The sequence below is a fragment of the Flavonifractor sp. DFI.6.63 genome (assembly GCF_024462255.1).
GTDB lineage: Bacteria > Bacillota > Clostridia > Oscillospirales > Oscillospiraceae > Lawsonibacter_A > Lawsonibacter_A hominis.
In genome coordinates, this window is record NZ_JANGBE010000007.1 from 107,943 (window position 1) to 130,441 (window position 22,499).

The 22,499-nt window shown below is 61.4% G+C and carries 24 protein-coding genes and 1 other annotated feature; of the genes, 10 read left to right on the forward strand and 14 right to left on the reverse strand.

The window, feature by feature from the left end:
- The first annotated feature begins 25 nt into the window (after positions 1-25).
- Positions 26-571 (forward strand): winged helix-turn-helix domain-containing protein, encoded by a 546-nt coding sequence (locus NE547_RS05860; protein ID WP_256174990.1) that lies wholly within the window; start codon positions 26-28, stop codon positions 569-571.
- Between the two features lie 294 nt (positions 572-865).
- On the opposite strand, the gene leuA is transcribed toward NE547_RS05860, so the two are convergent.
- The 9 genes from leuA to gltX all read right to left on the reverse strand — a co-directional run bounded on the left by leuA (position 866) and on the right by gltX (position 10,023).
- Positions 866-2,554, reverse strand: coding sequence for a 2-isopropylmalate synthase (gene leuA / locus NE547_RS05865; protein WP_256174991.1), 1,689 nt, complete (start codon positions 2,552-2,554; stop codon positions 866-868).
- A 60-nt stretch (positions 2,555-2,614) separates the two neighbouring features.
- Positions 2,615-2,847: a binding site (T-box leader), on the reverse strand.
- A gap of 134 nt (positions 2,848-2,981) precedes the next feature.
- Entirely contained in the window at positions 2,982-4,367 is a 1,386-nt protein-coding gene (locus NE547_RS05870; protein WP_256174992.1) for a hypothetical protein, read from the reverse strand.
- Positions 4,364-5,107: an ATP-binding cassette domain-containing protein gene (locus NE547_RS05875; protein ID WP_186907312.1), complete on the reverse strand. Its 744-nt coding sequence runs from the start codon at positions 5,105-5,107 to the stop codon at positions 4,364-4,366. The genes NE547_RS05870 and NE547_RS05875 overlap by 4 nt, the downstream gene beginning before the upstream one ends.
- Positions 5,104-5,607, reverse strand: coding sequence for a hypothetical protein (locus NE547_RS05880; protein ID WP_186907313.1), 504 nt, complete (start codon positions 5,605-5,607; stop codon positions 5,104-5,106). The genes NE547_RS05875 and NE547_RS05880 overlap by 4 nt, the downstream gene beginning before the upstream one ends.
- Entirely contained in the window at positions 5,591-6,313 is a 723-nt protein-coding gene (locus tag NE547_RS05885; protein WP_256174993.1) for a hypothetical protein, read from the reverse strand. The genes NE547_RS05880 and NE547_RS05885 overlap by 17 nt, the downstream gene beginning before the upstream one ends.
- Positions 6,310-6,699, reverse strand: a complete 390-nt coding sequence (locus tag NE547_RS05890) for a GntR family transcriptional regulator (protein WP_186907315.1) — start codon at positions 6,697-6,699, stop codon at positions 6,310-6,312. The genes NE547_RS05885 and NE547_RS05890 overlap by 4 nt, the downstream gene beginning before the upstream one ends.
- Before the next feature lie 217 nt (positions 6,700-6,916).
- The gene (locus NE547_RS05895; RefSeq protein WP_256174994.1) at positions 6,917-7,483 is read right to left on the reverse strand and encodes a rhomboid family intramembrane serine protease; all 567 of its coding nucleotides are present in this window, start codon (positions 7,481-7,483) and stop codon (positions 6,917-6,919) included.
- A 21-nt stretch (positions 7,484-7,504) separates the two neighbouring features.
- On the reverse strand, positions 7,505-8,542 hold the full coding sequence (locus tag NE547_RS05900) for an MBL fold metallo-hydrolase (RefSeq protein WP_256174995.1): 1,038 nt from the start codon (positions 8,540-8,542) through the stop codon (positions 7,505-7,507).
- Positions 8,539-10,023: a glutamate--tRNA ligase gene (gene gltX, locus NE547_RS05905; RefSeq protein WP_256174996.1), complete on the reverse strand. Its 1,485-nt coding sequence runs from the start codon at positions 10,021-10,023 to the stop codon at positions 8,539-8,541. The genes NE547_RS05900 and gltX overlap by 4 nt, the downstream gene beginning before the upstream one ends.
- A 147-nt stretch (positions 10,024-10,170) precedes the next feature.
- On the opposite strand from gltX, the gene trpS reads away from it, so the two are divergent.
- From trpS to NE547_RS05925, 4 genes are all read left to right on the forward strand, one after another.
- On the forward strand, positions 10,171-11,172 hold the full coding sequence (gene trpS, locus NE547_RS05910; protein WP_186907319.1) for a tryptophan--tRNA ligase: 1,002 nt from the start codon (positions 10,171-10,173) through the stop codon (positions 11,170-11,172).
- 21 nt (positions 11,173-11,193) lie between these two features.
- The gene (locus NE547_RS05915; RefSeq protein ID WP_369807602.1) at positions 11,194-12,300 is read left to right on the forward strand and encodes an MraY family glycosyltransferase; all 1,107 of its coding nucleotides are present in this window, start codon (positions 11,194-11,196) and stop codon (positions 12,298-12,300) included.
- A complete protein-coding gene (gene wecB, locus NE547_RS05920; protein ID WP_287879322.1) occupies positions 12,297-13,445 on the forward strand; it encodes a non-hydrolyzing UDP-N-acetylglucosamine 2-epimerase in 1,149 nt (382 codons plus the stop codon). The genes NE547_RS05915 and wecB overlap by 4 nt, the downstream gene beginning before the upstream one ends.
- 153 nt (positions 13,446-13,598) lie before the next feature.
- A complete protein-coding gene (locus NE547_RS05925) occupies positions 13,599-14,408 on the forward strand; it encodes a hypothetical protein (protein ID WP_186907321.1) in 810 nt (269 codons plus the stop codon).
- Here the strand turns inward: NE547_RS05925 and NE547_RS05930 are convergent.
- The 3 genes from NE547_RS05930 to NE547_RS05940 are packed head-to-tail and all read right to left on the reverse strand — an operon-like array spanning position 14,371 to position 15,475.
- A complete protein-coding gene (locus tag NE547_RS05930) occupies positions 14,371-14,673 on the reverse strand; it encodes a hypothetical protein (RefSeq protein ID WP_186907322.1) in 303 nt (100 codons plus the stop codon). The genes NE547_RS05925 and NE547_RS05930 overlap by 38 nt on opposite strands.
- Positions 14,666-15,163, reverse strand: a complete 498-nt coding sequence (locus tag NE547_RS05935) for a hypothetical protein (RefSeq protein ID WP_186907323.1) — start codon at positions 15,161-15,163, stop codon at positions 14,666-14,668. Before NE547_RS05935 ends, NE547_RS05930 begins: the two co-directional genes overlap by 8 nt.
- Positions 15,164-15,187: 24 nt before the next feature.
- On the reverse strand, positions 15,188-15,475 hold the full coding sequence (locus NE547_RS05940; RefSeq protein ID WP_186907324.1) for a hypothetical protein: 288 nt from the start codon (positions 15,473-15,475) through the stop codon (positions 15,188-15,190).
- A 73-nt stretch (positions 15,476-15,548) separates the two neighbouring features.
- Between NE547_RS05940 and NE547_RS05945 the strand changes: the two genes are divergently transcribed.
- The 5 genes from NE547_RS05945 to guaA are packed head-to-tail and all read left to right on the forward strand — an operon-like array spanning position 15,549 to position 20,086.
- Positions 15,549-16,013, forward strand: a complete 465-nt coding sequence (locus tag NE547_RS05945; RefSeq protein WP_186907325.1) for a metallophosphoesterase — start codon at positions 15,549-15,551, stop codon at positions 16,011-16,013.
- Between the two features lie 21 nt (positions 16,014-16,034).
- A complete protein-coding gene (locus NE547_RS05950) occupies positions 16,035-16,811 on the forward strand; it encodes a type III pantothenate kinase (RefSeq protein ID WP_186907326.1) in 777 nt (258 codons plus the stop codon).
- A 20-nt stretch (positions 16,812-16,831) separates the two neighbouring features.
- Complete coding sequence (locus NE547_RS05955; protein ID WP_256174997.1) at positions 16,832-18,208, forward strand: MATE family efflux transporter; 1,377 nt, start codon at positions 16,832-16,834, stop codon at positions 18,206-18,208.
- Positions 18,205-18,771, forward strand: a complete 567-nt coding sequence (locus NE547_RS05960; RefSeq protein ID WP_256174998.1) for a histidine phosphatase family protein — start codon at positions 18,205-18,207, stop codon at positions 18,769-18,771. The genes NE547_RS05955 and NE547_RS05960 overlap by 4 nt, the downstream gene beginning before the upstream one ends.
- A 25-nt stretch (positions 18,772-18,796) precedes the next feature.
- Positions 18,797-20,086, forward strand: coding sequence for a glutamine-hydrolyzing GMP synthase (gene guaA, locus NE547_RS05965; RefSeq protein ID WP_256174999.1), 1,290 nt, complete (start codon positions 18,797-18,799; stop codon positions 20,084-20,086).
- A 737-nt stretch (positions 20,087-20,823) separates the two neighbouring features.
- Here the strand turns inward: guaA and NE547_RS05970 are convergent.
- Both NE547_RS05970 and NE547_RS05975 read right to left on the reverse strand, forming a co-directional pair.
- Positions 20,824-21,771, reverse strand: a complete 948-nt coding sequence (locus NE547_RS05970) for a hypothetical protein (RefSeq protein ID WP_186907330.1) — start codon at positions 21,769-21,771, stop codon at positions 20,824-20,826.
- 1 nt (position 21,772) lies between these two features.
- Positions 21,773-22,231, reverse strand: coding sequence for an RNA polymerase sigma factor (locus NE547_RS05975; protein WP_186907331.1), 459 nt, complete (start codon positions 22,229-22,231; stop codon positions 21,773-21,775).
- Positions 22,232-22,499 lie beyond the last annotated feature (268 nt).

The window sequence follows — 22,499 nt, forward strand, 5'->3', positions numbered from 1 at the left end:
TTAACAAATAAAGGGGGCGGTCGGTATGGCACGCAGGAGCATCGTGCTGGAAGAACGCAAGCAGATCAAGATCTTTACAAATCCGGTCCGGCAGGAGATGATCCGGCTGCTGCGCCTGTCAGAGGTGCCGCTGACGGCCAAGGATCTGGCGGACAGGCTGTATCTTTCCCCGGCCGCGGTGCAGCATCATCTCAAAAAACTGGAGGAGATCGGTGTGGTGGAGGTGGATCACCATGCCCGGGCGGGCGATATGGAGGTCACCTATTACCGCGATGCCGACGTGGAAGTACAGCTCCAGATGGGGCGCAACGACGGATTCCAGGGGGAACGGGAGGCCTTGGCGGCCAATCTGGTGGACGGCGCGTTCCGCCGCTTCCTGGCCGCCGCCCAGCAGCATAATGAGAACGAGCTTTCGGAGTACGGGGCGATGCTCTCCGGGGTCCTCCACCTCTCGCCCGAGGACCGGCGGATCTTGATGGAGCAGGTGGGGCAGTTCCTGCGCAGCCATGATACCGCCAAAGCGGAGAATCTTGAGCACTGGGAATATGTGATCCTTGCCTACCGGGCCTGACGGCTGCCCTGGCATCATGTAGTCAAGACCACCCCTTTCATGGGTGGTCTTGACTACAAAAAAACAGCGCATGCGTACGCATGCGCTGTAAAAGTATCCCCACACATGCCTGCAACTGCGTACCGTGATCAGATTTACGCGCATAGCGCCACATGTGTCGCTGATTGCCGATATTTGATTTCTACCTATCATAAACAGAAGGCTTTATCCAGGTCAAAGGGAATTCAGCTGTTTTTTGCAGCGTGCGGAAGACAAAAAATTGTGAAGCGTGGGGGAAGAAGGGCGGGGCGGCCCCTACTCTCCGTGCCGTACGGCGCGGTTGATGGCGGAGAGGATGCCTTTGAGGGGGGCCAGGTTGATGTTGTGGGAAATCCCAACGCCGAACCAGTCTTTTCCGGCCTGGTCCTTGAGGTGGATATAGGAGACCGCCTGGGAGTCGGAGCCCTGCTTGATGGCGTGCTCCTTGTAGTCCACAAAGGTGAAGCGGTCCATCTTCTGACCGTGGATGGCGTTGAAAAAAGCATCGATGGGACCGTTGCCGGAGCCGTTGACCTGGAAGACGGTTTCCTTATGCCGCAGCGTGCCGGCGAAGGTCACGTGGGAGTGTCCGTCCTCATCGGTAAATTCCGCAAAGGAATGCCGTACCAGCTGATAGGGGGAATCGGCGTCGATGTACTCCTCCCGGAACAGCTCGTAGACCCGCTGGGCCGGGAGCTCCTTGCCTACGCGGTCGGTCTCCAGCTGCACAATGTGGCCGAACTCCGGATGCATGTTCTTGGGCAGATCAAAGCCGAAATTGTGCTGCATGACAAAGGCGGCGCCGCCCTTGCCGGACTGGCTGTTGATGCGGATAATGGGCTCGTACTGCCGTCCCACGTCCGCCGGATCGATGGGCAGGTAGGGCACTTCCCAATACTCGCTGCCGCTCTCCTGCATATAGCGGCTGCCCTTGTTGATGGCGTCCTGATGCGAACCGGAGAAGGCGGTGAACACCAGCTCGCCCACATAGGGCTGCCGTTCGCCGATCTTCATTTTGGTGACCCGCTCGTACACGTCCCGGATTCGGTTGATGTCGGAGAAGTCCAGCTTTGGATCCACGCCCTGGGTATACAGATTCAGCGCCAGGGTGACCATGTCCACGTTGCCGGTGCGCTCGCCGTTGCCGAAGAGGGTGGCCTCCACCCGTTCGGCGCCCGCCAGCTGGCCCAGTTCGGCGGTGGCGACGCCTTCGCCCCGGTCGTTGTGGGGATGCAGGGAGATGACGGCGCAGTCGCGGGAGGGCAGCGCTTCGATAAAATACTCGATCTCATCGGCAAAGTAGTTGGGCATGCAGTTTTCCACCGTGGTGGGCAGGTTGAGGATGACCTTGCGCTCCGGCGTGGCGTGGAGCGCCTCGATGACGGCCTGGCAGATCTCCACGGCGGCGTCCATCTCAGTGCCCATGAAGGACTCGGGGGAATACTCATACCGCAGGTCCATCCCCGCGTCCAGGGCGGGCTGGGACAGCGTGCGGATCAGCCGGGCGGCGTCCACGGCGATGTGCTTTACCCCCGCCACGTCGGTGTGGAAGACCACCTTCCGCTGAAGGGTAGAGGTGGAATTGTAAAAATGGAAGATCACATGCTTGGCCCCGTCGATGGCCTCAAAGGTCTTGCGGATCAGATGCTCCCGGGCCTGGACCAATACCTGGATGGTCACGTCGTCGGGGATATGCCCCCCCTCGATGAGGGTGCGGATGAACTCATATTCCGTCTCGGAGGCGGAGGGGAAGCCCACCTCGATCTCCTTGACGCCGATGTCCACCAGCGTGTGGAACAGCTCCAGCTTCTCCTCCACGTTCATGGGATCGATCAAAGCCTGATTGCCGTCCCGCAGGTCCACGGAGCACCAGATGGGGGGCGCTTTCAGCTCCCGGTCGGGCCAGGCGCGCCGGGGCCGTTTGAGAGGGACGAAGGGGATGTACTTTTCTTGTGCCGGTTTCATGGGGATTCCTCCTGTCAAGCTCGGTCAGGGTGCAAAAAACGCCCCTGACCATCCGTAATGGTCAGGGGCGTAAACTTACGCGGTACCACCCTGCTTCCGCCCGCCGTTTCCGGCGGACGCTCGTTGGCCTCCAACAAGGCCGTGGCCGGTAACGGGGCCGGACGGCCCGCCCTACGCAAGTTCAGGCGGGCGGCTCAGGGACCAGTATCCACATGCCTCCCCGCGCCGGTTCGCACCAACCACCGGTTCTCTGAGCGGGACGGGTCATATCTTCTTCCCATCATTGCCTTTAAGGATGTGGTTGCGACTATTTTAGCCCAACCGTCCGGATTTGTCAAGGGTCAGCTTGTCCCCAAAGCCCCCGGCGGGCCGCGGCCTTCTCAAAAAGCGGCGAGGCCGCGTCTGGCCTCGCCGCAGGAGGCGGATTTTACGCGCCTGCTTCCCAGGCCAGAACCCGGGGGCGGTAGTACCGGGGCTGGCACATGTTCACGCCGGAGACGGAATTGCCGTCCAGACTGTTTTCATAGGCGGCCAGGAACGTCAGGCCTTCGCGGGTATAGACCGCCAGATAGAAGCTGTTGCCCCAGGATCCCCGATCGCCCCAGCTGCCGGAGACGGCCAGCCGTACGCCGTCCCAGGCCATAGACACGTGGTTGACTGATCCGGACAGATAGCAATCCCGTTCCTTCTGGAGGCTCCAATCCGCAACGAAGTTCCGCTGCCAGGCGCCCGCGCCGCTTTGCTCCACCACCGCCAGCCGCCGGGCGGACTCGCTCTGCGTGATGGGCACGAAGAAGCCGTCGCCCCGGTATACGGAGCAGAAGGGATCGTCCTCACCCCAGGGGAGCAGGTCCAGGGTCTGCCGCACGGTCACGGTCTCGGGGTCCAGTATCCGCAGACGGAGAACGCCCTCTTCCTGGGTCAGGAGGAAGAGCGCCTCCTCCTCCGCCCAGAAACGGACGGGCACGGCCTGCTCCGGCAGGGAGTAGGCGGTGGAGAGGGTATACTCCTGCGCCGCGAGGCCGGAGAGCCGGTAGATCCCCCGGCCGCCGGGGATCCGGCTCAGGTCCGGCTCGCTCCCGTCGCTGAAGCGGAGCGGGGATACAAACAGGATGCTGTCGCCGGTCTGGACGCTGTCGCCGTACAGATCCAGCTGCCGCTCCAGGCTGTTGACGCTGACGCTGCAGAGCGAGCCGTCGGAAAGGGTCTCCACGGTGATCTCCAGCAGCCAGCCTTCCGGCACGGGGATGCGGAAATAGTCCTGGAGCAGCCGGGTCAGCGCCAGTTCCTTCTCCGGTATAAATCCGGGGATGCCGTAAAGATCGGCATAAAGGGGAACGTACTCGTAATACTCCGCCAGGTCGACGGTCTCGGTGTGCTCGCCGCCGGGCTCGGCCCGGCTGGCCACGTCCTTGGCCAGCGCGAATATGCTTTGCAGCATGACGTTCTCCGCGACAGCGTCTTCCAACGAGCCGCTGGAGCTGATCCCGCCCTCAAAAAAGGAGAGGGAGAGACAGTCGCCGGCGAAATCGGAAGTGCGGTAACCGTCAAGCACTTTCTCCTGCGAAAGGGAAAAATCCGTCTCCAGTTCCTCCAGCCGCCCCACGGAAAAGCGGCTCTCCCACAACAGATGGTCGCGGCAGTGGGAGGATGCGGTCACCGACAGCCCCGCCGCCCGGGACGTGTCGCCAGCCAAAACGGTCTCGGTGAGGACCACCTTGTCGCAGTCCTGTGCCAGGGCCGCGCTGGCCCCGGTCAGCAGCAGCGCGGACAGAAGGGCCAGGATCACAAGAACGGGTACGGCTGCCTTCATTTCGCTTCCTCCTCGCCGGTCAGGTCGGACAGGGCGCGGCTGACCCGGTCCTCCCGGTAGCGGTAGGTCTCCTTGACGAAATCCATCAGGTTCCGGCCCGATTCCTCCAGCGCCAGCGTGGTCACATCCCCCGCCAGTGCCCCCTGATGCAGCAGCACCGCCCGGCCGATGAAGTGCTGCACCTCCTCCAGCAGGTGGGTGGACAGCAGCACGGTCTCCTCCGGCTCCAGAATACCCAGCAGGACCTTATAAAAGTCCTCACGATTGAACACGTCGTTGCCCGCGAAGGGTTCGTCCATCAGGATATAGTCCGCCCCCTGGCACAGGGCCAGAATGACCTCGAACTGGTTTTTCTGTCCGGTGGAGAAGCCGCGCAGGGCCTTGCCCATGGGCAGGGCAAAAAACTCCATCAGGGCGGAGAAGCGCTTTTCCCGGAACGCGGGGAAATGGGAGCGGAAAAAGGCGCGGTGCTGGGCCGGGCTCAGGTTGGGGAAAAAGGAGTGCTCGCAGGTGGCGAAGGAGAGTTTTGCGCTGTTTCTGTGGGTGATGGGAGCTCCATCCAGGGTGATCTCTCCCGTGTAGCGCAGCAGGCCCAGGATGCACTTCATCAGGGTGGTCTTGCCCGCGCCGTTCTCCCCGAAGAGGCCCACGATCTCCCCGCGGGGCAGGGACAGGTCGATCCCCCCAAGGGCCTGCTTGCCCCCCGGATAGTATTTTTTGACTTGTTTGATCTGGATCATGATACACCTCCGGTCATAGCCCACAGATCGGCCGCCCGGCATGCCGCCGGCGTCTGGAACCAATAGCATAAAAGACACAGCAGCAGCGTCAGCCCTGCCGCCAGCAAACAGCCCAGCGCGCCCGCCAGCGGACCGGCCAGGCATCGCCGCCACAGTTCCCAGCGCTGGGGGAGCCTGCGCATCCGGTAGATGCTCCGGCTGCCCTGAAAGTGCCAGGCGTAGTGGAATACGGCCAAAGCGGGCATGCACAGGGCCAGTGCCCAGAAGCCGGTGAACACACCGGACAGAAACGTGGGGAAGGGGGCCATCACCGCGCCGGGTATGAGAACGCGCACACGACCCGCGCCAGACTCATACAGCGCGGACAGAGCCCGCTGAAAGGGGGCGGCGAACCGGCACCAGCCGTACAGCAGCGCCGCGCCGAGCCCCGCGGCGGTCCAGGCGCACTCGGCGCCGCCGGGAAAGCCCAGGGGATACCAGCGCTCAAGCTTCATCCTCATAGCACCTCCAAACATTCCAAACGGCTCCGGCAGCGGTGAACAGAGCCACCGCACTCAGCGCAATATCGGTTTCGGCCATGGCAAACCCCTGGGAAAAGGAAACGACCGTCAGCACCGACAGGGGCAGTATGGCGAAGCCCCTGCGTCCGTGCCGCTGCTGGTAGGAAAAGCAGGCCGCCGTCAGGCCAAGGCAGAGCAGGAAGATCCCGTTGCGGATCGCGCGGCTGTACTCCTGAAGGGGGAGCAGGCTGTGGAGAAAGCCGTTGCGGAAGAAGGCCAGGAAAAGGCTCATGTCGTTGAAGGGCGTCTGCGCCGCATGCGCCATGGCAAAGCGGCACAGAAACAGCGCCCACGCCGCCTGAGCGCCCCAGAAGACCAGCAGGCACAGCGCATTGTGACCGCCCCAGCAGAGGGTCAGTGTCCGCTCGTCCACACGGAGCCTGCGCAGGGTATACCGGCTGCGGCTGGAAGCGCCGTCACACCCGTTGAGGGCGAGCACCCCGCAGGTGGCCAGAAGCCCGGCCCCCGCGGCGAGGGCCGCGTGACTCTCCGAAACCAGATATTCCAGTCCATCCCAATAATCCAGCCGCCCCATTGCAAGGACGAGCAGGCCAAACTCCGCTAAAAAAGTCAGCGCCCAGATCAGCAGCAGCTTCCAGAGCGTGTTTTGGGCCGCCAGCATCCATATGGAACCATATCGCTTCATTCGTCCGCCTCCTTTTCCTCCCAAAGCCGCCCGATCAGCGCCAGCGCCTCTTCCCGGCCCACGCCCATCTGCCGCAGGGAGCGGACCGTATGCAGGCCCTCCTGCTCCAGCAGCTGGGCGCGGATCCGGCCGGCGGCGCCCGCATCCAGGGATACCGCGCTCTTGGCTCCGGCGTGGGAGGTGATGACCCCCTCCTCCTCCAGCAGGCGGTAGGCCTTCTGCACCGTATTGGGGTTGACGCCCAGCCGGGCGGAGAGCACCCGGCGGGAAGGCAGCTCGTCTCCGTCCCGGACGATCCCGGCCACGATGCCGCGCTTCACGTGGCGGATGATCTGGAGATAGATGGGGATGCCCTCCTCCAACGGAAAGCACTCGAAGGAGATCATGGCCGGTCTCACCTCCCAAATAAAGTGTATTACTTCCATAATACGGTCTTGACTGTATTATAGGGATAATACGGTATGCTGTCAATAGAAAAAATATAAATCGGCCCCGGTCGAAGACCGGGGCCGAAAAGTGTTTTCTCCGGCGCATATGCCGCCGGAGAAAACGGATTGGACTGAATTCGCGCCTGCGGGCGACGGAACTCTGCGAGGCCCTTCCTCAGGGGGGGGCACTTCGGCGGGCGGCGGCAAAGCCGAAGGCGGTGCCGCAGGCGCCGCCCACCAGGTGCATGAAGTTGGCCACCTGGTCCGAAACAAAGAGGATGGCGTAGACCTCCTGCCCCAGATAGAGCGCCGCCGTCAGGACCAGGGTGAGGGGGATGGAGCCGGAGCGCATGCCCGCCAGAGAGGAGAGCATGATGAGCATGAACACGATGCCGCTGGCGCCCAGCAGAACCGTTCCGGGGAAGAACAGGCACTGGAGAACGCCGGAGATCAGCGCGGTGAGCCCAATGCCCAGCAGCAGGGCGCGGCTGCCGTATTTTTCCTCCATGTGTGGGCCCGCCACCAGCAGCAGGAGCATATTGCCCAGGAAATGATCCCAATCGGCGTGGCCCAGCACATGGCCCAGAAGCCGGACCAGAAACAGGGGAGAGAGGGGAGCGCGGTAGACCGAAAACAGGTGCAGCGTGGTCCAGCCCCGACTCAGCGCGCCCAGCAGCAGAGCGCCCAGACACAGCAGAAAAAAGGTCAGGATCACAGGGGCGTTGTAGTGCAGCCGTTTCACGGCGGAGCCTCCCTTCTCCTGTTAGGGGTTGCAGCCGCCGCAGGGGCGGTAGCCGGCGGATACAGCGGCTTCCCGGCTGTCGAAGGTCACGCGGTTTTGTTCCGCGGGCAGATTGGCACAGGTCTCGCGGTGGAAGACCTGGGAATTCCGGTTGCCGATGTACGCGCTCCCGGAGGTATCGCCCCGGCCCGTCTCCGGCGAACCGGAGCGCTCTGTGAGAAAGGAAACGTCCGTTCCGTCGCTGACGGCCACCACGGTGCCCAGCCGGTCGGTGCGGTAGACGGTGCATCCCGCGTCATAGAGACGGCTCAGCGTCTCTTCATGGGGGTGTCCATAGGAGTTGTCCTCGCCCACCGAGATCACTGCGTACTCCGGCATTGCCGCGCGCAGGAAGGGGTAGCTGGTGGAGGTGCTGCTTCCATGGTGGCCCACCTTGAGCACCGTACAGGACACATCGCAGCCGTCGGAGAGCAGGTCGGCCTCCGCGTCCCGCTCCATGTCGCCGGTGAAGAGAAACGAGGTCTCTCCAAAGTCCACCCGCAGCACGATGGAGGTGTTGTTGGTATCGTCATAATCCCGCCGGGGCCCCAGAACCGTCACCACAGCGCCGCCCAGGGAAAAGGTCTCGTCGGGGGAGGGTGCGGCGGGCGTGAGGCCTTGGGCTTCGGTGTACCGGACAAAATCCCGGAAGGCCTTGGAATCGTATTCGCGGACGGGGGAAAACACCTGCGCCGCGGCGCAGGTGTTCAGAGGGCCGGACAGGCCGCCCACATGATCCTCGTGGGCGTGGGTACACACCACATAATCCAGCGTGTCCACGCCCTGGTCCTCCAGATAGGAGACCACCCGGCTGCTGTCCTGCGCATTGCCGCCGTCGATGAGCATTGCCTGCCCCCCGCACAGCAGCAGCGCGGAATCGGCCTGCCCCACGTCGATGAAGTGGACCGCCAGTTCCCCGTCCGGGACAGACGCGGGGGTGGCCGCGCCGGGCGCATAGGCGCAGGCGGACAGGAACAGGGGCAGCAGCGCGAGCAGGAGAGCGGACAGACGCCGCTTCATCGGGTCAGCTGGGCGATGCCCCGGCGGATGCGGCGCAGGGACTCGTCCCGGCCCAGGAGCTGGCACAGCTCCACGGCGCCGCCGGGGGTGACCGCCTTGCCGGACAGGGCGGTGCGTACCGGCCACAGGATACGGCCGTTTTTCAGTTCCAGATGCTGGGCCAGACCGATGAGCGCGTCATGGATGGCGTCATAGGTCCACGCGCCGAGCTTCTCCAGCACCGGGAGCACCAGCTCCAGGGCTTCTTTGGAAGTTTCCTCGTCGGTCTTCATCTTCTTGTGGCAGTAGAGTTGGTTGGAATACTCCGGCAGGGCGTCGAAGAAGTCCACCTGAGGGGCGATGTCCAGCCAGGTGTCGCAGCGGGGCTGCACCAGAGGGGCCACCAGCTTCAGGTCGATCTGCTCCGAGCGGATGGCCCGGCGCAGATAGGGGAGCGCCCCGGCATAGAACGCCTCGGGGGAGAGGGCGCGCAGATAGTTGGCGTTGAAGTACTTCAGCTTCTCCAGGTCGAAGATGGCGGGGGATTTGGAGATGCCGCCCAGCTCGAAGATCTCTGAAAGCTCCTTCAGCGTGAAGAACTCCCGCTCGGCGTATGCTCCGCGGGGCGACCAGCCCAGCAGAGTCACGTAGTTGACCACCGCCTCGGATAAAAAGCCCTGTTCCAGCAGGTCCTCATAAGAGGGATCGCCGTGGCGCTTGGACATCTTGTTGTGCTGGTCCCGCATCACCGGGGAGCAGTGGACGTAGATCGGGACTTCCCAGCCGAAGCCCTCATACAGCAGGTTGTATTTGGGTGCGGAGGAAAGATACTCGCTGCCCCGGACCACGTGGGTGATCCCCATCAGGTGGTCGTCCACCACGTTGGCAAAATTGTAGGTGGGCAGGCCGTCTTGCTTTATGAGTACCTGGTCGTCCAGTGTGACGTTCTCGACGGTGATGTCGCCGAAGCTCACATCGTGGAACGTGGTGGAGCCGGTATGGGGAATGCGCTGGCGGATCACAAAGGGCTCGCCGGCGTCCGCACGGGCCTGGGCCTGAGCCGGGCTCAGGGTGCGGCAGGGATCGTCATGGCGTTCGAACGGATCGGAAGGCTCCTCCGATTCCGCTTTTTCGCAGAAGCAGTAGTAGGCGTGTCCGCGCTCCACCAGCAGTCTGGCATACCGGCCGTACAGGCTGCGGCGTTCCGTCTGGATGTAGGGACCCACGGGGCCGCCCACGTCGGGACCCTCGTCCCAGTCCAGGCCGCACTGGCGCAGGGTGCGGTAGATGACCTGGGTGGCGCCCTCCACCAGACGGCCCTGGTCGGTGTCCTCGATGCGCAGAAGGAACTTGCCGCCGCCGTGGCGGGCGATGAGCCAGGTGTACAGGGCGGTGCGCAGATTGCCCACATGCATATAACCGGTGGGGGAGGGGGCGAAACGGGTGCGCACCTCCCCATGGGGGATACGTGCTTCCATGTCCTCAAACCATTTCATATCCATAGGAAAAACTCCTTTTTCAACGTCTGTCCCACTATTCTATTTTTTTAGGTTAGGATTGTCAAGGGCCTTTGGATATGGTATGATAATTCAACATGGGTCTTTGGGCCCATTCTCCAAACGATAGACGCGCAAGAGGTGTTTTTTCAAATGGAAAACGAGAAAAAGGTCCTTCTCTCCGGCATCCAGCCCAGCGGCGAGCTGCATCTGGGCAATTATCTGGGTGCGATCAAGAACTGGGCGGAGCTGTCGGATCAATTCGACTGTTACTGGTTCATGGCCGACCTGCATACCATCACCGTGCGCCAGGACCCGGCGGCCCTGCGCAAACGGACCCTGGCCCAGATCGCGACTTATATCGCCTGCGGTCTGGATCCGGAGAAGAATACCATTTTTGTCCAGTCCCATGTGAGCGCTCACGCAGAACTGGGCTGGGTGCTGGATTGCTATACCATGTTCGGGGAGCTTTCCCGTATGACCCAGTTTAAGGACAAGTCCGCCCGGAACGCCGACAATATCAATGCCGGCCTGTTTACCTATCCCTGCCTGATGGCGGCGGATATCCTGCTCTACCAGCCGGACTTCGTCCCGGTGGGAGAAGACCAGAAACAGCACGTGGAGATCTGCCGGGACATCGCAAACCGCTTCAATCACCTCTACGGGGAGGTGTTCAAGGTTCCCGAACCCTATATCCCCAAAACCGGCGCCCGGGTGATGAGCCTCAACGCCCCGGAGAGCAAAATGAGCAAATCCATGCCCGACGGCTGCGTGTTCCTGCTGGAAAAGCCGGAGGACATCATGCGCAAGTTCAAGCGGGCGGTCACGGACAGCGACACCGAACGGTGCGTGCGCCTCGACCGGGAGAACAAGCCTGGCGTGGCCAATCTGATGGGCATCTACTCCGCGGTGACCGGCAAAAGTTTCGAGGCCATCGAGGCGGAATTCGAGGGCAAGGGCTACGGCGTCCTCAAGCCGGCCGTGGGGGAGGCCGTGGTGGAGACGCTGCGTCCCATCCGGGAGGAGACCGAGCGGCTGCTCGCCGACAAGGCGTATTTGGAAAGCGTCTACCGCGCCGGTGCTGAGCGGGCGTCCCGCGCGGCCGAGAAGACCCTGCGCAAGGTCTATAAGAAGGTGGGCTTCCTGCCCCGGTAAAGGAGCTTCTTCAGAATGCCAATGAAAATCGAGCTTTCGCTCATTGGGGTGGTGGCCGCGGCCCTGATCGTGGCCCTGATCGTGGCCCTGGTGGCCACCCCTGTCGTTAAGAGCCTGGCCTTTAAAATGGGGGCCATGGACGTACCCAAGGATAACCGCCGTATGCACGATCATCCCATTCCACGCATGGGCGGCCTTGCCATTTTCCTGGGCTTTCTGCTCAGCGTGCTCCTTTTTGCGGAGATCACGCCCCAGCTGCGGGGCATGCTGCTGGGCTCCGTCATCATCGTGGTGCTGGGCATCTTCGACGATATCTATTCCCTGCCCGCCATGTTCAAGTTTGTGGTGCAGATCGTGGCCGCGCTGGTGGCGGTCTTCTCCGGCAACGTGATCCAGACCCTGTCCAATCCCAACATCTTTTCCTCCGACCTCTATTGGGACCTGGGGGTCCTCTCCATCCCGGTCTCCGTGATCTGGATCGTGGCCATCACCAACGCCGTCAACCTGATCGACGGCCTGGACGGCCTGGCCTGCGGCGTATCCACCATCAGCTCCATGACGCTGCTGGTCATCTCCCTGGTGGTGTCCGACGCACCGGCGGCCATTCTGATGGCCGCCCTTGCGGGGAGCTGCATCGGCTTTCTGCCCTATAACCTGAATCCAGCCAAAATCTTTATGGGGGACACCGGCTCCACCTTCCTGGGCTATGTGCTGGCGGTGGTGTCCATCCAGGGCCTGTTCAAGTTTTATACCATCATTTCCTTCGCAGTGCCGTTTTTGATGTTGGGCCTGCCTATTTTTGATACCTGCTTTGCCTTTATCCGGCGCATCGCCCATGGGCAGAGTCCGATGCACGCAGACCGCAGTCATGTGCATCACCGCCTGATCGACATGGGGTTCTCCCAGAAACAGGCAGTGGCGGTGCTGTACATCATCAGCGCCATCCTCGGGCTTTCCGCCGTGGTGCTCACCACGGCAGGGGCTGTAAAAGCCATGCTTCTCCTCCTGGCCCTGTGCGCCGCCGGCGCCGTGTCCGCACGCATCTTTCTCTCCAATAACGAGAAGAAGAACGGACAGGAGCAGGAGGAGAAGACGCAGGAGAGCGAAGACAAGGAGGAGCGGAAGTGAAGCGCGTCAAGGTCATGACCATCTTCGGGACACGGCCGGAGGCCATCAAGATGGCCCCCCTGGTGGCCGAACTTCGGAGCCGTCCGGCGCTGCAGGCGGTCTGCTGTGTCACTGCCCAGCACCGGCAGATGCTGGACTCCGTGCTGGAGATTTTCCGGCTGGCGCCGGATTACGACCTGAATATCATGGAAGCCCGGCAGACCTTGTCCACCATCACCACCAAATGCCTGTTGGGGATGGAGGGAGTGCTGGAGCAGGCGCGGCCGGACCTGGTGCTGGTCCACGGGGACACGTCCACTACGTTTGCCGGCGCGCTGGCCGCCTTTTACCGGCAGATCCCGGTAGGCCACGTGGAGGCCGGACTGCGCACCTATGACAAGTATTCTCCCTTTCCAGAAGAAATGAACCGCAAGCTGGTGGGGGATATTGCAGACCTGCATTTCTGTCCTACCGCGAGAAACCGGGAAAACCTGGCGCGGGAGGATATCCGGGAGGGCGTTTTTATCACCGGGAACACGGTGATCGACGCCCTGAAGACCACGGTTGTAAAGGATTATCACTTTTCAACAGAATTGCTCAATCATTTGGATTATGCAGCCCGAAAGATCCTCCTGGTCACCTGCCACCGGCGGGAGAACTACGGCGCGCCCATGGCCCATATCATGACCGCCCTGCGCCGCATCGTTCAGGCCTTTCCCGACGTAGAGCTGGTCTATCCCGTGCATCTGTCCCCGGTGGTGCGGGAGGCGGCGGGCCAATATCTGTCCGGCCACGACCGCATCCATCTCATCGACCCGCTGGATGTGGAGGAGATGCACAATCTGATGGCGCGCGCTCATCTGGTCCTGACGGACTCGGGGGGGCTCCAGGAGGAGGCTCCCGCGCTGGGGCGGCCGGTCCTGGTCCTGCGGCGGGAGACCGAGCGGCCCGAGGCTGTGGAGGCGGGGACCGTGAAGCTGGCGGGCACGCAGGAGGAGCAGGTGTTCCGTATGGCCTCCGAGCTCTTGACGGACGAGGCGGCCTACCATGCCATGGCCCATGCCGTCAATCCTTACGGCGACGGCTTTGCCTGCCGCCGCATTGCGGACGCGATCGAGTGGAGGTTCGGCCTGCGGGAGGAACCGCCGGAGGAATTCCGGGCGTAACCGCCGCTGCCGCGGCCGGGCGGCGCGCCCAAGCAGGCTGCCTTGCGCAGAGCGGGGATGCGCGGGCCGCATGTTTGCCCTGCTCCGATCAGCTGCCGCTTTGGGGTGCGGAATGCCCCGTCCGGCGGGGAGAAGAAGGAGGTGTCGGGCCCGTTGGAGCGAAAGAAACGGAATATCCTGGTGGTGTTGATTGCCATCGTCATTGTGGTGGCGATGCTCTCCAGCTTCGGCTTGGCGCTGTTTGCCCCGGATACCTCCAAGATCGTCCTGCCGACGCCCCTTGCCTCCGAGCCGCCGGAGGACGGCCCCGGGGGCGGTGCGGACGGTCTGGTGCGGGTGGAGGTCACCCCGCAGACGGTCCAGAATGTGATTCGTACGCTGGCCCGGCCGGAGAGCTATTACCGCGAGGTCACGATTGAGGACATTTGGGGCGAGGGGGAGGAGGAGCGGGGCGTTACCTCCGCGCAGGTCTGGGCAGACTATGGCTGGACCTATACACGCTCCGCCTGGCCCGGGGGCACGGTACGCTGCTCCCTTGTGGGAGAGGGGACGTTCTGGCTGTGGTACGAGGGGTCCCGTGCGGTGCTCAGCGGCCCGGCGGACGCCTATTCCGCCGATTTGGAGGGCCAGCGCATCCCGACCTATGAGGATGTGCTGGACCTGCCGGTGGACGCCATCGCCGCCACCGGCTATGAGGAGCAGGGCGGGCTGTCCTGCATCTGCGTGGAGACGGCGGCGGACGAGCTGGGCTACCGGCAGCGGTACTGGATCTCCGTGGACAGCGGTCTGCTGGTGTGCTCCGAGACGCTGGAAGGGGAGCAGACCGTCTACCGCATGTCCTCTTATGCCGTGGAGCGTCCCGTCCCGGCGGGGACGCAGTTTGCCCTGCCCGACGGGACGGTGCTGCACACGCCCGGAGGCGCAGTCACTCCAGGCCCAGCAGCAGAAGAAGACCAAGGGTGATGATCAGCTCCAGATCGTCCCCCTCCAGAAACAGAAACAGCAGGATCAGCAGGAGCAGGATATCTCCGGTATCCAGCTCCTCCAGCTTGAGCCCCTTGAGCAGTCCGGCCAGCCCGGTTTTCTTGGCCGGCTCCGGTTGGGCCGGCTCCGGCGCGGACGGCGCAGCGGCGGCCGGCTCCGGTTCCGGCCGGAGGGGGCGGGGCGGCTCATCCTCCTCCAGCACCCGGGTATAGGCGGTGCCGTTGGGGATATAGCGGTTATACATCTGCCTCCTCCTCTCCGCTTTTTTTGAAGAGCTGGAAGGCCGCCCGGATGACCCGGGAGAGCCTGGCGATCTGTACCGCTTTGTCCACCTTGGCGTAGCGCTCCGGCTTCAGGAAGGGCTTCATGGCGGTGAGCAGGGCGATCTTTCGGTCATCAGTGGCCGAATATTCGGAGAACAGGGCCACGGCGGTCTGAATGAGCCGTGGATCCAGATCGCCCAGCGCGGACAGCGGGCTGCCCGTGCCGCCGCTGTTCAGGCTGCCCAGCATGCCCAGCACGGCCCCCCAGTCGGGCTGGGTGCGGGGGGCTTCCGGTTCCTCCGCCGGTGCGGGAGAAGCGGCGGGCGCTTCCGGGGCCGTGCCCTCCGGCGGGAGCGTGCCGGCCTCGGACGAGGAAGCTTCTCCGGTAAGGGCCTTGGCGATGGAGACGATCTGTCCCATAGCCTCCGGGTCTGCCAGGATGGCATTGAGCTTATCTTCGAACTCGGCCATGGGCTCCGCCTCCTTTCGAACGGGTTATTTCTTGTCCTGTACGGCCGCCTGTTGGATGCGCTCGATCAGCCCGGCGCCCTCTTTGCTCTGCATCACCTGATTGACGATCCCCATGAGGGCGCCGGCGTCCCCCTTGGCAGCAGAGGCGGCGGCGCGTTTCAATCCGTCTGAGCCGTCCTGACTCAGAAGCTGCATCAGCCGCTGGGTATCCGGAGACTGTACGAGGTTTTTCAGCAGGTCCTTATTCTTCAGAAGGCTGGCGGCCTTGGGGTCCTGCATCAGCGCGTCCAGATTGGATTCCGGTTTCGCCATAAAAATCAGCTCCATCCTTATATTTATAAGCGATCATTCCATTATATGTTTCAAAGCCAGACAGGTGAACGCAATGAAGCTTTTGGTTTTTTCCGACTCCCACGGAAACGTGGCGAATATGGAGGATGCGGTGCGCCGGGAAGAGCCGGATCAGGTCCTCCACCTGGGGGACGTGGTGCGGGACGCCGACGCCTTGCGCCGGAGGTTTCCCGACCTTCCCATGACCCGGGTGCGGGGCAACTGCGACGCCCGCAGCGACGTGCCGGAGGAATGCCTGCTGGAACGGGCGGGACGCAGGCTGCTGCTGATGCACGGGCACACCCGCTTTGTGAAAAGCGGTCCGGGCGCCGCGGTGGCGGCTGCCCGGGAGGCAAGGGCGGACGTGCTGTTGTTCGGCCACACCCATGACGCGTTATGCGACCTGCAGGGAAACCTGTGGATTCTGAACCCCGGCGCCGCCGGCGGACTGCTGTTTCGCAGCTACGGGGTGGTCCTGCTGGAGGCGGATGGCGTTTACTGTTATACGCAGCCGATTTGATTGGAAAGGGGAGCGGTGGTCATGCTGCTTGTCATCGACGTGGGCAACACCAATATGGTATTTGGCCTGTTTCGGGGAGAGCGCCTGGAGGGAAGCTTCCGGCTCAAGACCGACGCCAACAGCACCTCGGATGAGCTCGGACTCTATCTATGCGAATATTTCCAGCGCTTCGGCCTGCGGCTGGACGAGGTGGAGGACGTGGTCATCGGCTCGGTGGTGCCTCAGATCATGTATACCCTCAGCAGCGCCGTCATCAAATATGTGGGGAAGACTCCGCTGATCTTGGACGACGATCTGGATCCGCGTCTGCCCTACGTGGCGTGCGCCAGTGAGGAACGCCTGGGCCCCGACCGGGCGGCGGCCGACGTGGCGGCTATGGTCAAGTATGGCGCTCCGCTGGTGGTGCTGGATTTCGGCACCGCCACAACGCTGGACGCCATAAGTCCGGAGGGCGTCTATCTGGGCGGCTGCATCACTGCAGGGGTGCGGGTATCCATCGACGGCCTGTTCCAGAAGACCGCGCTGCTGCCCCGGATCGAGCTGGTCAAGCCGGATACCGTGCTGGGCACCACTGCCGTGGGGCAGATCCAGGCCGGGGCGGTGCTGGGCTATATCGGGGCCATGGAGTATCTGATCCGCCGGGCCAAAACGGAGATGGGCGGTAAGAGCATCAAGGTGGTGGCCACCGGTGGGCTGGCCCGGATGGTGGCGGACAATACCGATCTGATCGATATCGTGGACCCCCAGCTGGTGCTGGACGGCCTGCGCATCATCTATGAGCGGGAAAAGAAATCGTAAGGAGCGGCAGGATTGAGCGTATGAGTGAGATTGCAAAACGGGAGCACGGCGCCATCGATATGACTCAGGGCTCGCCCACCCGGCTGATCGTGGCCTTTTCCCTGCCGCTGCTGCTGGGAAACGTTCTGCAGCAGCTGTACAATATGGTGGATTCCATCGTGGTGGGCCAGTTTGTGGGCGCTTCCGCACTGACCGCCGTCGGCACCGGGTTCCCCATCATCTTTTTGCTTGCCTCTCTGTTTATCGGCTTCGCCATGGGCGCAACCGTCATGATCGCCCAGTACATCGGAGCCGGGGACAAACAGAGCGTGGCGCGCACGGTGGATACCATCTACAGCGCGCTGCTGGCGGCCATCGTGCCGCTGTCCCTGCTGGGAGTGGTGCTGACCACGCCCCTGCTGACCCTGATCCGGGTGCCTGCAGAGGCCTTTGACCAGGCGCGGGTCTATTGTATCGTGGTCTTCCTGGGCGGGATCGGCTCGCTGGGCTATAACGTAAACGCCGGTATTCTCCAGGGGCTGGGGGATTCCAAGACGCCCCTGCTGTTTCTGGCGGTTGCCAGCGTCATCAATATCGTGCTGGATCTGCTGTTTGTCCTGGTCTTCCGCTGGGCGGTGTTCGGCGTGGCTCTGGCGACCATCATCGGTCAGGCCTGTTCCTGGATCTTCGGCATTTTCTATATCAACCGGAAATACAACTTTCTGCATATCCGCCTGTTCCAAATCAGGGTCGACCGGAAGCTGCTGGGCCAGATCATCCGGCTGGGGGTCCCTTCGGCCATCCAGCAGTGCCAGTTCTCCGTGGCGATCCTCATCATGCAGGCGCTGATCAACGGCTTCGGCAACGACTTTGCCGCCGGATTTGCCGCCGCCAACAAGATCGACTCCTTTGCGTTCATGCCCATTCAGTCTTTTTCCACCGCAACCACCACCTATGTGGGGCAGAACATGGGGGCTGGACGGCTGGACCGGGTGCGGCGCGGCGCCCGTCGTGCTATGTTGCTGAGCACAGTGGTCTGCATCGCCATTACCGCTTTGGTCATCCCCTTCCGCCGGGAGCTGCTGATGCTGTTCAACCGGGAGAGCGCGGTGGTGGCCGCCGGAGAGGCCTACCTGCTGCGGGTGCTGACCCCGATGTTCGTGCTGGCCGTGATGTTCATCCTCAGCAGCGTCCTGCGCGGCGCCGGCGCCACCATGGTTCCCATGGTGGCCTCGGTTATCGCTCTTTGGGGGGCGCGGGTGCCTGCCGCCTATCTGCTGGCTTACTTTTTCGGTCCGGAGGAGCTCTATTGGTCGTATCTGATCGGCTGGGTCCTGGGGCTGTTCATCTGCCTGGCGGCCTATCTTCGGGGCCGCTGGAAGGAAAAGTGCGTGGTAGCGGAGGAGAACGTGGAATGAAGCTCCTTTTGGCCCGCCACGGTGAGACCGACTGGAACGCCCGGGGCCAGATCCAGGGACAGTCCGATCCCGGTCTGAATGAGACCGGGCGGGCACAGGCCAGGGCACTGGCCCGCCGGCTGGAAGAGACCGGCGTACCCCTCCGGCGGCTCTATACCAGCCCGCAGAAACGTTCTGCCGAGACGGCGGCCATCGTAGGCGCGTGCCTGGGGATAGAAGCCGAGGCGGTAGAGGGGCTGCGGGAGATTTGTTTTGGCGTATGGGAAGGCCATTGCTGGGAAGAGATCGCGGCGCTGTGGCCCCATTCCTACGAGGCGTACGCCGCCGACCGCCTGCGCTCCCGCCCGCCGGAAGGGGAGAGCTATGCCGAACTGCTGGAACGGGCTCTGCCTGCGCTGCGGAAGATTGCCGCAGGGGAGGGAAGCGCTCTGGTAGTGGCGCACAGCGCCGTCATCAAGGCGGTGCTCTGCCATCTGGACGGGGCGGATTTCCGACAGATCAACCGCCTGTATCCGTTGGGAAACGCCGACTGGGTGAGCCTGGACGGCGATCGATTCCTATAAAATAGTATATGATGGAGGGACTGCAATGAAGCAGGACATGATCCTTATCCTGGACCTGGGCAGCGAACAGAACGCCCGGATTGCCCGGGAGATCCGCGCCCTGGGCGTGTACAGCGAGATCCATCCCCACGACATCACCCTGGCGGAGGTAAAGGCGCTGCCCAATGTGAAGGGCATTATCCTCAACGGCGGACCCAACCGGGTGGTAGACGGCGTGGAGGTGGACGTCTCACGGGACATCTACAATTGCGACGTGCCGGTGCTGCTGGCCGACCACAAGGGGGACGCACCCTGGCCTGCGGACGAAGCGGAGCGCGGACGGGCGCTTTCCAACTTTGTGTTCGGGGTATGCGGGGCCCAGGCCAACTGGAACATGGAAAACTTTATCGCCGACCAGGTGGAGCTCATCCGCCGTCAGGTGGGGGACAGAAACGTCCTTCTGGCCCTGTCCGGCGGGGTGGATTCCTCGGTGGTGGCGGCGCTGCTCATCAAGGCCATCGGCAAGCAGCTCACCTGCGTGCACGTCAACCACGGCCTGCTGCGTAAGGGCGAGCCGGAGCAGGTGGTACAGGTCTTCCGGGATCAGATGGACGCCAACCTGATCTATGTGGACGCGGTGGACCGCTTTCTGGACAAGCTGGCCGGTGTGGCGGAGCCCGAGCAGAAGCGGAAGATCATCGGCGCAGAGTTTATCCGCGTCTTTGAGGAGGAGGCCCGCAAGCTGGAGGGCATCGACTTTTTGGCGCAGGGCACCATCTATCCGGATATCATTGAATCGGGCACCAAGACCGCCAAGGCGGTGAAGGCCCACCACAATGTGGGCGGCCTGCCGGAGGATCTGAAATTCGAACTGGTGGAACCGCTGAAGATGCTCTTCAAGGATGAGGTGCGCGCTTGCGGCGCGGCGTTGGGCCTGCCGGACTCAATGGTATACCGCCAGCCGTTTCCTGGTCCCGGCCTTGGGGTGCGCTGCCTGGGCGCCATCACCCGGGACCGGCTGGAGGCCGTGCGCGCCTCCGACGCGATCCTGCGGGAGGAGTTTGCCACCGCGGGCCTGGAGGGCAAGGTGTGGCAGTACTTTACCGTGGTGCCCGACTTCAAGTCGGTGGGCGTGCGGGACAATAAGCGTACGTTCGACTGGCCGGTGATCCTTCGGGCAGTCAATACCGTGGACGCCATGACCGCCACCGTGGAGGACGTGCCCTTCCCGCTGCTGCAAAAAATTACGGCGCGGATCACCGCCGAGGTGGAGGGCGTCAACCGGGTCCTCTATGATCTGACACCGAAGCCCACCGGCACTATTGAGTGGGAATGACCGTGAAAACGGTGCAAACCCGTATGAATACAGGCTTTTTTGCCCATCAATGTGGCTCTTAATACTGGATTGATACTATTCGTGTCCGCCCGGTACGCTCAAGAGAATAATCACAAAGGGACAAGCAAAACCGCCCTGCTGAACGACAAATTCAGCAGGGCGGTTTTTTGCTTGCCTTATTTATTTTTCCGACATGGAACATAGTTGTCAAATCTCTGGCTGTCATCGCAAGTCCTCAGCCAGTTGCGTTTCCATTCAACGTATTCCTCTCCGGTGATTTCCCCAGTGTGAAGCTCCTGCTGGCGCAAGGCTATTCCCGCATGAACTTGTCCACAAGGCCGTACTGAAAATAAATCCCCACGGGGGCATAGGAAGGCCGATCGTCGTTGTCGCTGTATCGACGGCGGTATCATCGGAGGCCCCTGTCTTGCCAGAATTGCGAACGAGCTGAAACAGGCGGATAGCGCCGGGGGTATCCTCGTCCAGCGAGAAGAATGTCCTCATGGAGAACAAGTCCGGCTGATCTCCGCCGACTGTGAGCGGGTCAAGCGGGCCTTTGGCCCCGAGCAGATAGAAGCGGCGATAGTTTCTGACAGGCAGAGGGAGCAGGTGGAAAAAATGCGAAAGCGGGCTGCAAGGCAGAAATCCAGATTAGATGTGCGATAATTACTAAAATTTAGAAAAATATGCAAGGGCCGCCCCCGGTCGGGCGGCCCTTGTTTCTGCTGTAACACACGTTACTCATTTACAGTTAGAGAGAGATGATCCAGAATATCTTCCACTTCGTCCGTGGTCGAATATGCGCCATACAGGCTGACGGTGGCATGGCTTGTGCGGCACTCTGCCCAAACATTTCCGTTGTCCATTGTAATCAGGAACTCATAGCCATCGACAGACGTGTAATAGTAAGAGGTTTCAAAACTACCATCAACGATATAAGACTGGCCAAAATAGTTGGCTTGTGCGATATTGTAGATTGATAGATCGACATATCCGCTTCCATCTTTCTTTGCGTAGAGTGCATCAAATATCTCGCTGACATAATTACCCTTTGCATCGGACACGACAAAGGAGAAATTGGCATCCGGGACGTAATCATACTGTTCGTGCATCCATCCTAAATCAAAGGTTACACGGCCTGTCATGGTGTCCAAAAGGTTTGCGGGGTTTTCGGCGGTATACTCCATTTTTTCTGCGCCATCCTCCCGACTAACGCAGCGGCTGCGGAGAGTGGGGTCACTGCTCAAAACCTCAGCAGAGTCCCACTGGGAGTATTCCGATACCACTCCGCCGTTAATGCTGTCACCTACGTCCCAATCGTCCGACTTAAATCGAGCAGATTCTGTCATTTCGTCCAAAGCGGCGGGCGGGTTTCCGCCAGAACCTGTGATAGCAACAGCACCAGGGGCGCCATTTTCGCTTGAAGACACAGGAATGTTATCCGCACTGGACACGATAATGTCGTTTCTGAACAGATGCACCACCGCAGCGGCAGCGGTCAGTGTTAATACCATCATCATAACAACAGCAGCGGCAATCAATGGCATACGAGATTTTAAGGTTGCTTTTTTCATAGGAATGTCCTCCGATTGTTTTTGGTAGGAGGAAAGCTGAGAACGAATGCGCTCCCGGCTCTCCTGCGGCAATTTCAACTCATCAGAAATGCGCTTGAAGTTTCGCTCCATATCAATCCCCCCCAAGTTGCTTTTTTAGGATGCTTTTGGCACGATACAATCTCATGGAAACAGCTGAGATGCTGATGTGTAAAAATTTTGAGATTTCCCGAAATGAGTAGCCCTCAAAATAATGCAAGCTCACAACGGCCCTATACTTTTCCGGCAACTCCATAACGGCATGAACTATGTCCCGATTCTCCGGCTGTACCGACAGAACAACCTCATCTAAAGAAATAGCTTCATGCTTCTTCGCTGCAGTGAGAAGGTTTTTGCAATGGTTAATCGTGACCTTGGTTAGAAACGCACGCTCTTTCCCGGGGTAAATGATCATACTGCTTTCCAGTAGTTTGAGAAATACAGTCTGCACAACATCTTCCGCTTCCTGTGGGGAACGCAGATAACTGAGAGCGATGCGATACACCATGTCCGCATAACGGTCAAAGAGTACCAGCACAGTTTCTTGCTCCATCGGCGCACCCCCTTCCTTTCCTTTTGAGGCCTCATCAATATAACAATTGGGTAAGTCCAATTAGCACAACATTTATATAATACTTTTTGAATATTTCTCTTATTGATAATGCTATTATACAATAGCATATTTACTTTTATCGGTCGTGTCAAGATTTTTTCGCACTTTAGTTTGCAAGCTCTGGCATGAATGGAGTCAGCCGGCAATGGAGGCATCCTCAATGGCGGCCTCCAGGTGCTTCATATTCATGTACTTTTTGTTGCCCCAC

Coding starts and splice junctions, on each gene's coding strand:
- NE547_RS05860 (WP_256174990.1), top strand. CDS start 26: ATGGCACGCAGGAGCATCGTGCTGGAAGAACGCAAGCAGATCAAGATC.
- leuA (WP_256174991.1), bottom strand. CDS start 2,554: ATGAAACCGGCACAAGAAAAGTACATCCCCTTCGTCCCTCTCAAACGG.
- NE547_RS05870 (WP_256174992.1), bottom strand. CDS start 4,367: ATGAAGGCAGCCGTACCCGTTCTTGTGATCCTGGCCCTTCTGTCCGCG.
- NE547_RS05875 (WP_186907312.1), bottom strand. CDS start 5,107: ATGATCCAGATCAAACAAGTCAAAAAATACTATCCGGGGGGCAAGCAG.
- NE547_RS05880 (WP_186907313.1), bottom strand. CDS start 5,607: ATGAGGATGAAGCTTGAGCGCTGGTATCCCCTGGGCTTTCCCGGCGGC.
- NE547_RS05885 (WP_256174993.1), bottom strand. CDS start 6,313: ATGAAGCGATATGGTTCCATATGGATGCTGGCGGCCCAAAACACGCTC.
- NE547_RS05890 (WP_186907315.1), bottom strand. CDS start 6,699: ATGATCTCCTTCGAGTGCTTTCCGTTGGAGGAGGGCATCCCCATCTAT.
- NE547_RS05900 (WP_256174995.1), bottom strand. CDS start 8,542: ATGAAGCGGCGTCTGTCCGCTCTCCTGCTCGCGCTGCTGCCCCTGTTC.
- gltX (WP_256174996.1), bottom strand. CDS start 10,023: ATGGATATGAAATGGTTTGAGGACATGGAAGCACGTATCCCCCATGGG.
- trpS (WP_186907319.1), top strand. CDS start 10,171: ATGGAAAACGAGAAAAAGGTCCTTCTCTCCGGCATCCAGCCCAGCGGC.
- NE547_RS05915 (WP_369807602.1), top strand. CDS start 11,194: ATGAAAATCGAGCTTTCGCTCATTGGGGTGGTGGCCGCGGCCCTGATC.
- NE547_RS05930 (WP_186907322.1), bottom strand. CDS start 14,673: ATGTATAACCGCTATATCCCCAACGGCACCGCCTATACCCGGGTGCTG.
- NE547_RS05935 (WP_186907323.1), bottom strand. CDS start 15,163: ATGGCCGAGTTCGAAGATAAGCTCAATGCCATCCTGGCAGACCCGGAG.
- NE547_RS05940 (WP_186907324.1), bottom strand. CDS start 15,475: ATGGCGAAACCGGAATCCAATCTGGACGCGCTGATGCAGGACCCCAAG.
- NE547_RS05945 (WP_186907325.1), top strand. CDS start 15,549: ATGAAGCTTTTGGTTTTTTCCGACTCCCACGGAAACGTGGCGAATATG.
- NE547_RS05950 (WP_186907326.1), top strand. CDS start 16,035: ATGCTGCTTGTCATCGACGTGGGCAACACCAATATGGTATTTGGCCTG.
- NE547_RS05955 (WP_256174997.1), top strand. CDS start 16,832: ATGAGTGAGATTGCAAAACGGGAGCACGGCGCCATCGATATGACTCAG.
- NE547_RS05960 (WP_256174998.1), top strand. CDS start 18,205: ATGAAGCTCCTTTTGGCCCGCCACGGTGAGACCGACTGGAACGCCCGG.
- guaA (WP_256174999.1), top strand. CDS start 18,797: ATGAAGCAGGACATGATCCTTATCCTGGACCTGGGCAGCGAACAGAAC.
- NE547_RS05970 (WP_186907330.1), bottom strand. CDS start 21,771: ATGGAGCGAAACTTCAAGCGCATTTCTGATGAGTTGAAATTGCCGCAG.
- NE547_RS05975 (WP_186907331.1), bottom strand. CDS start 22,231: ATGGAGCAAGAAACTGTGCTGGTACTCTTTGACCGTTATGCGGACATG.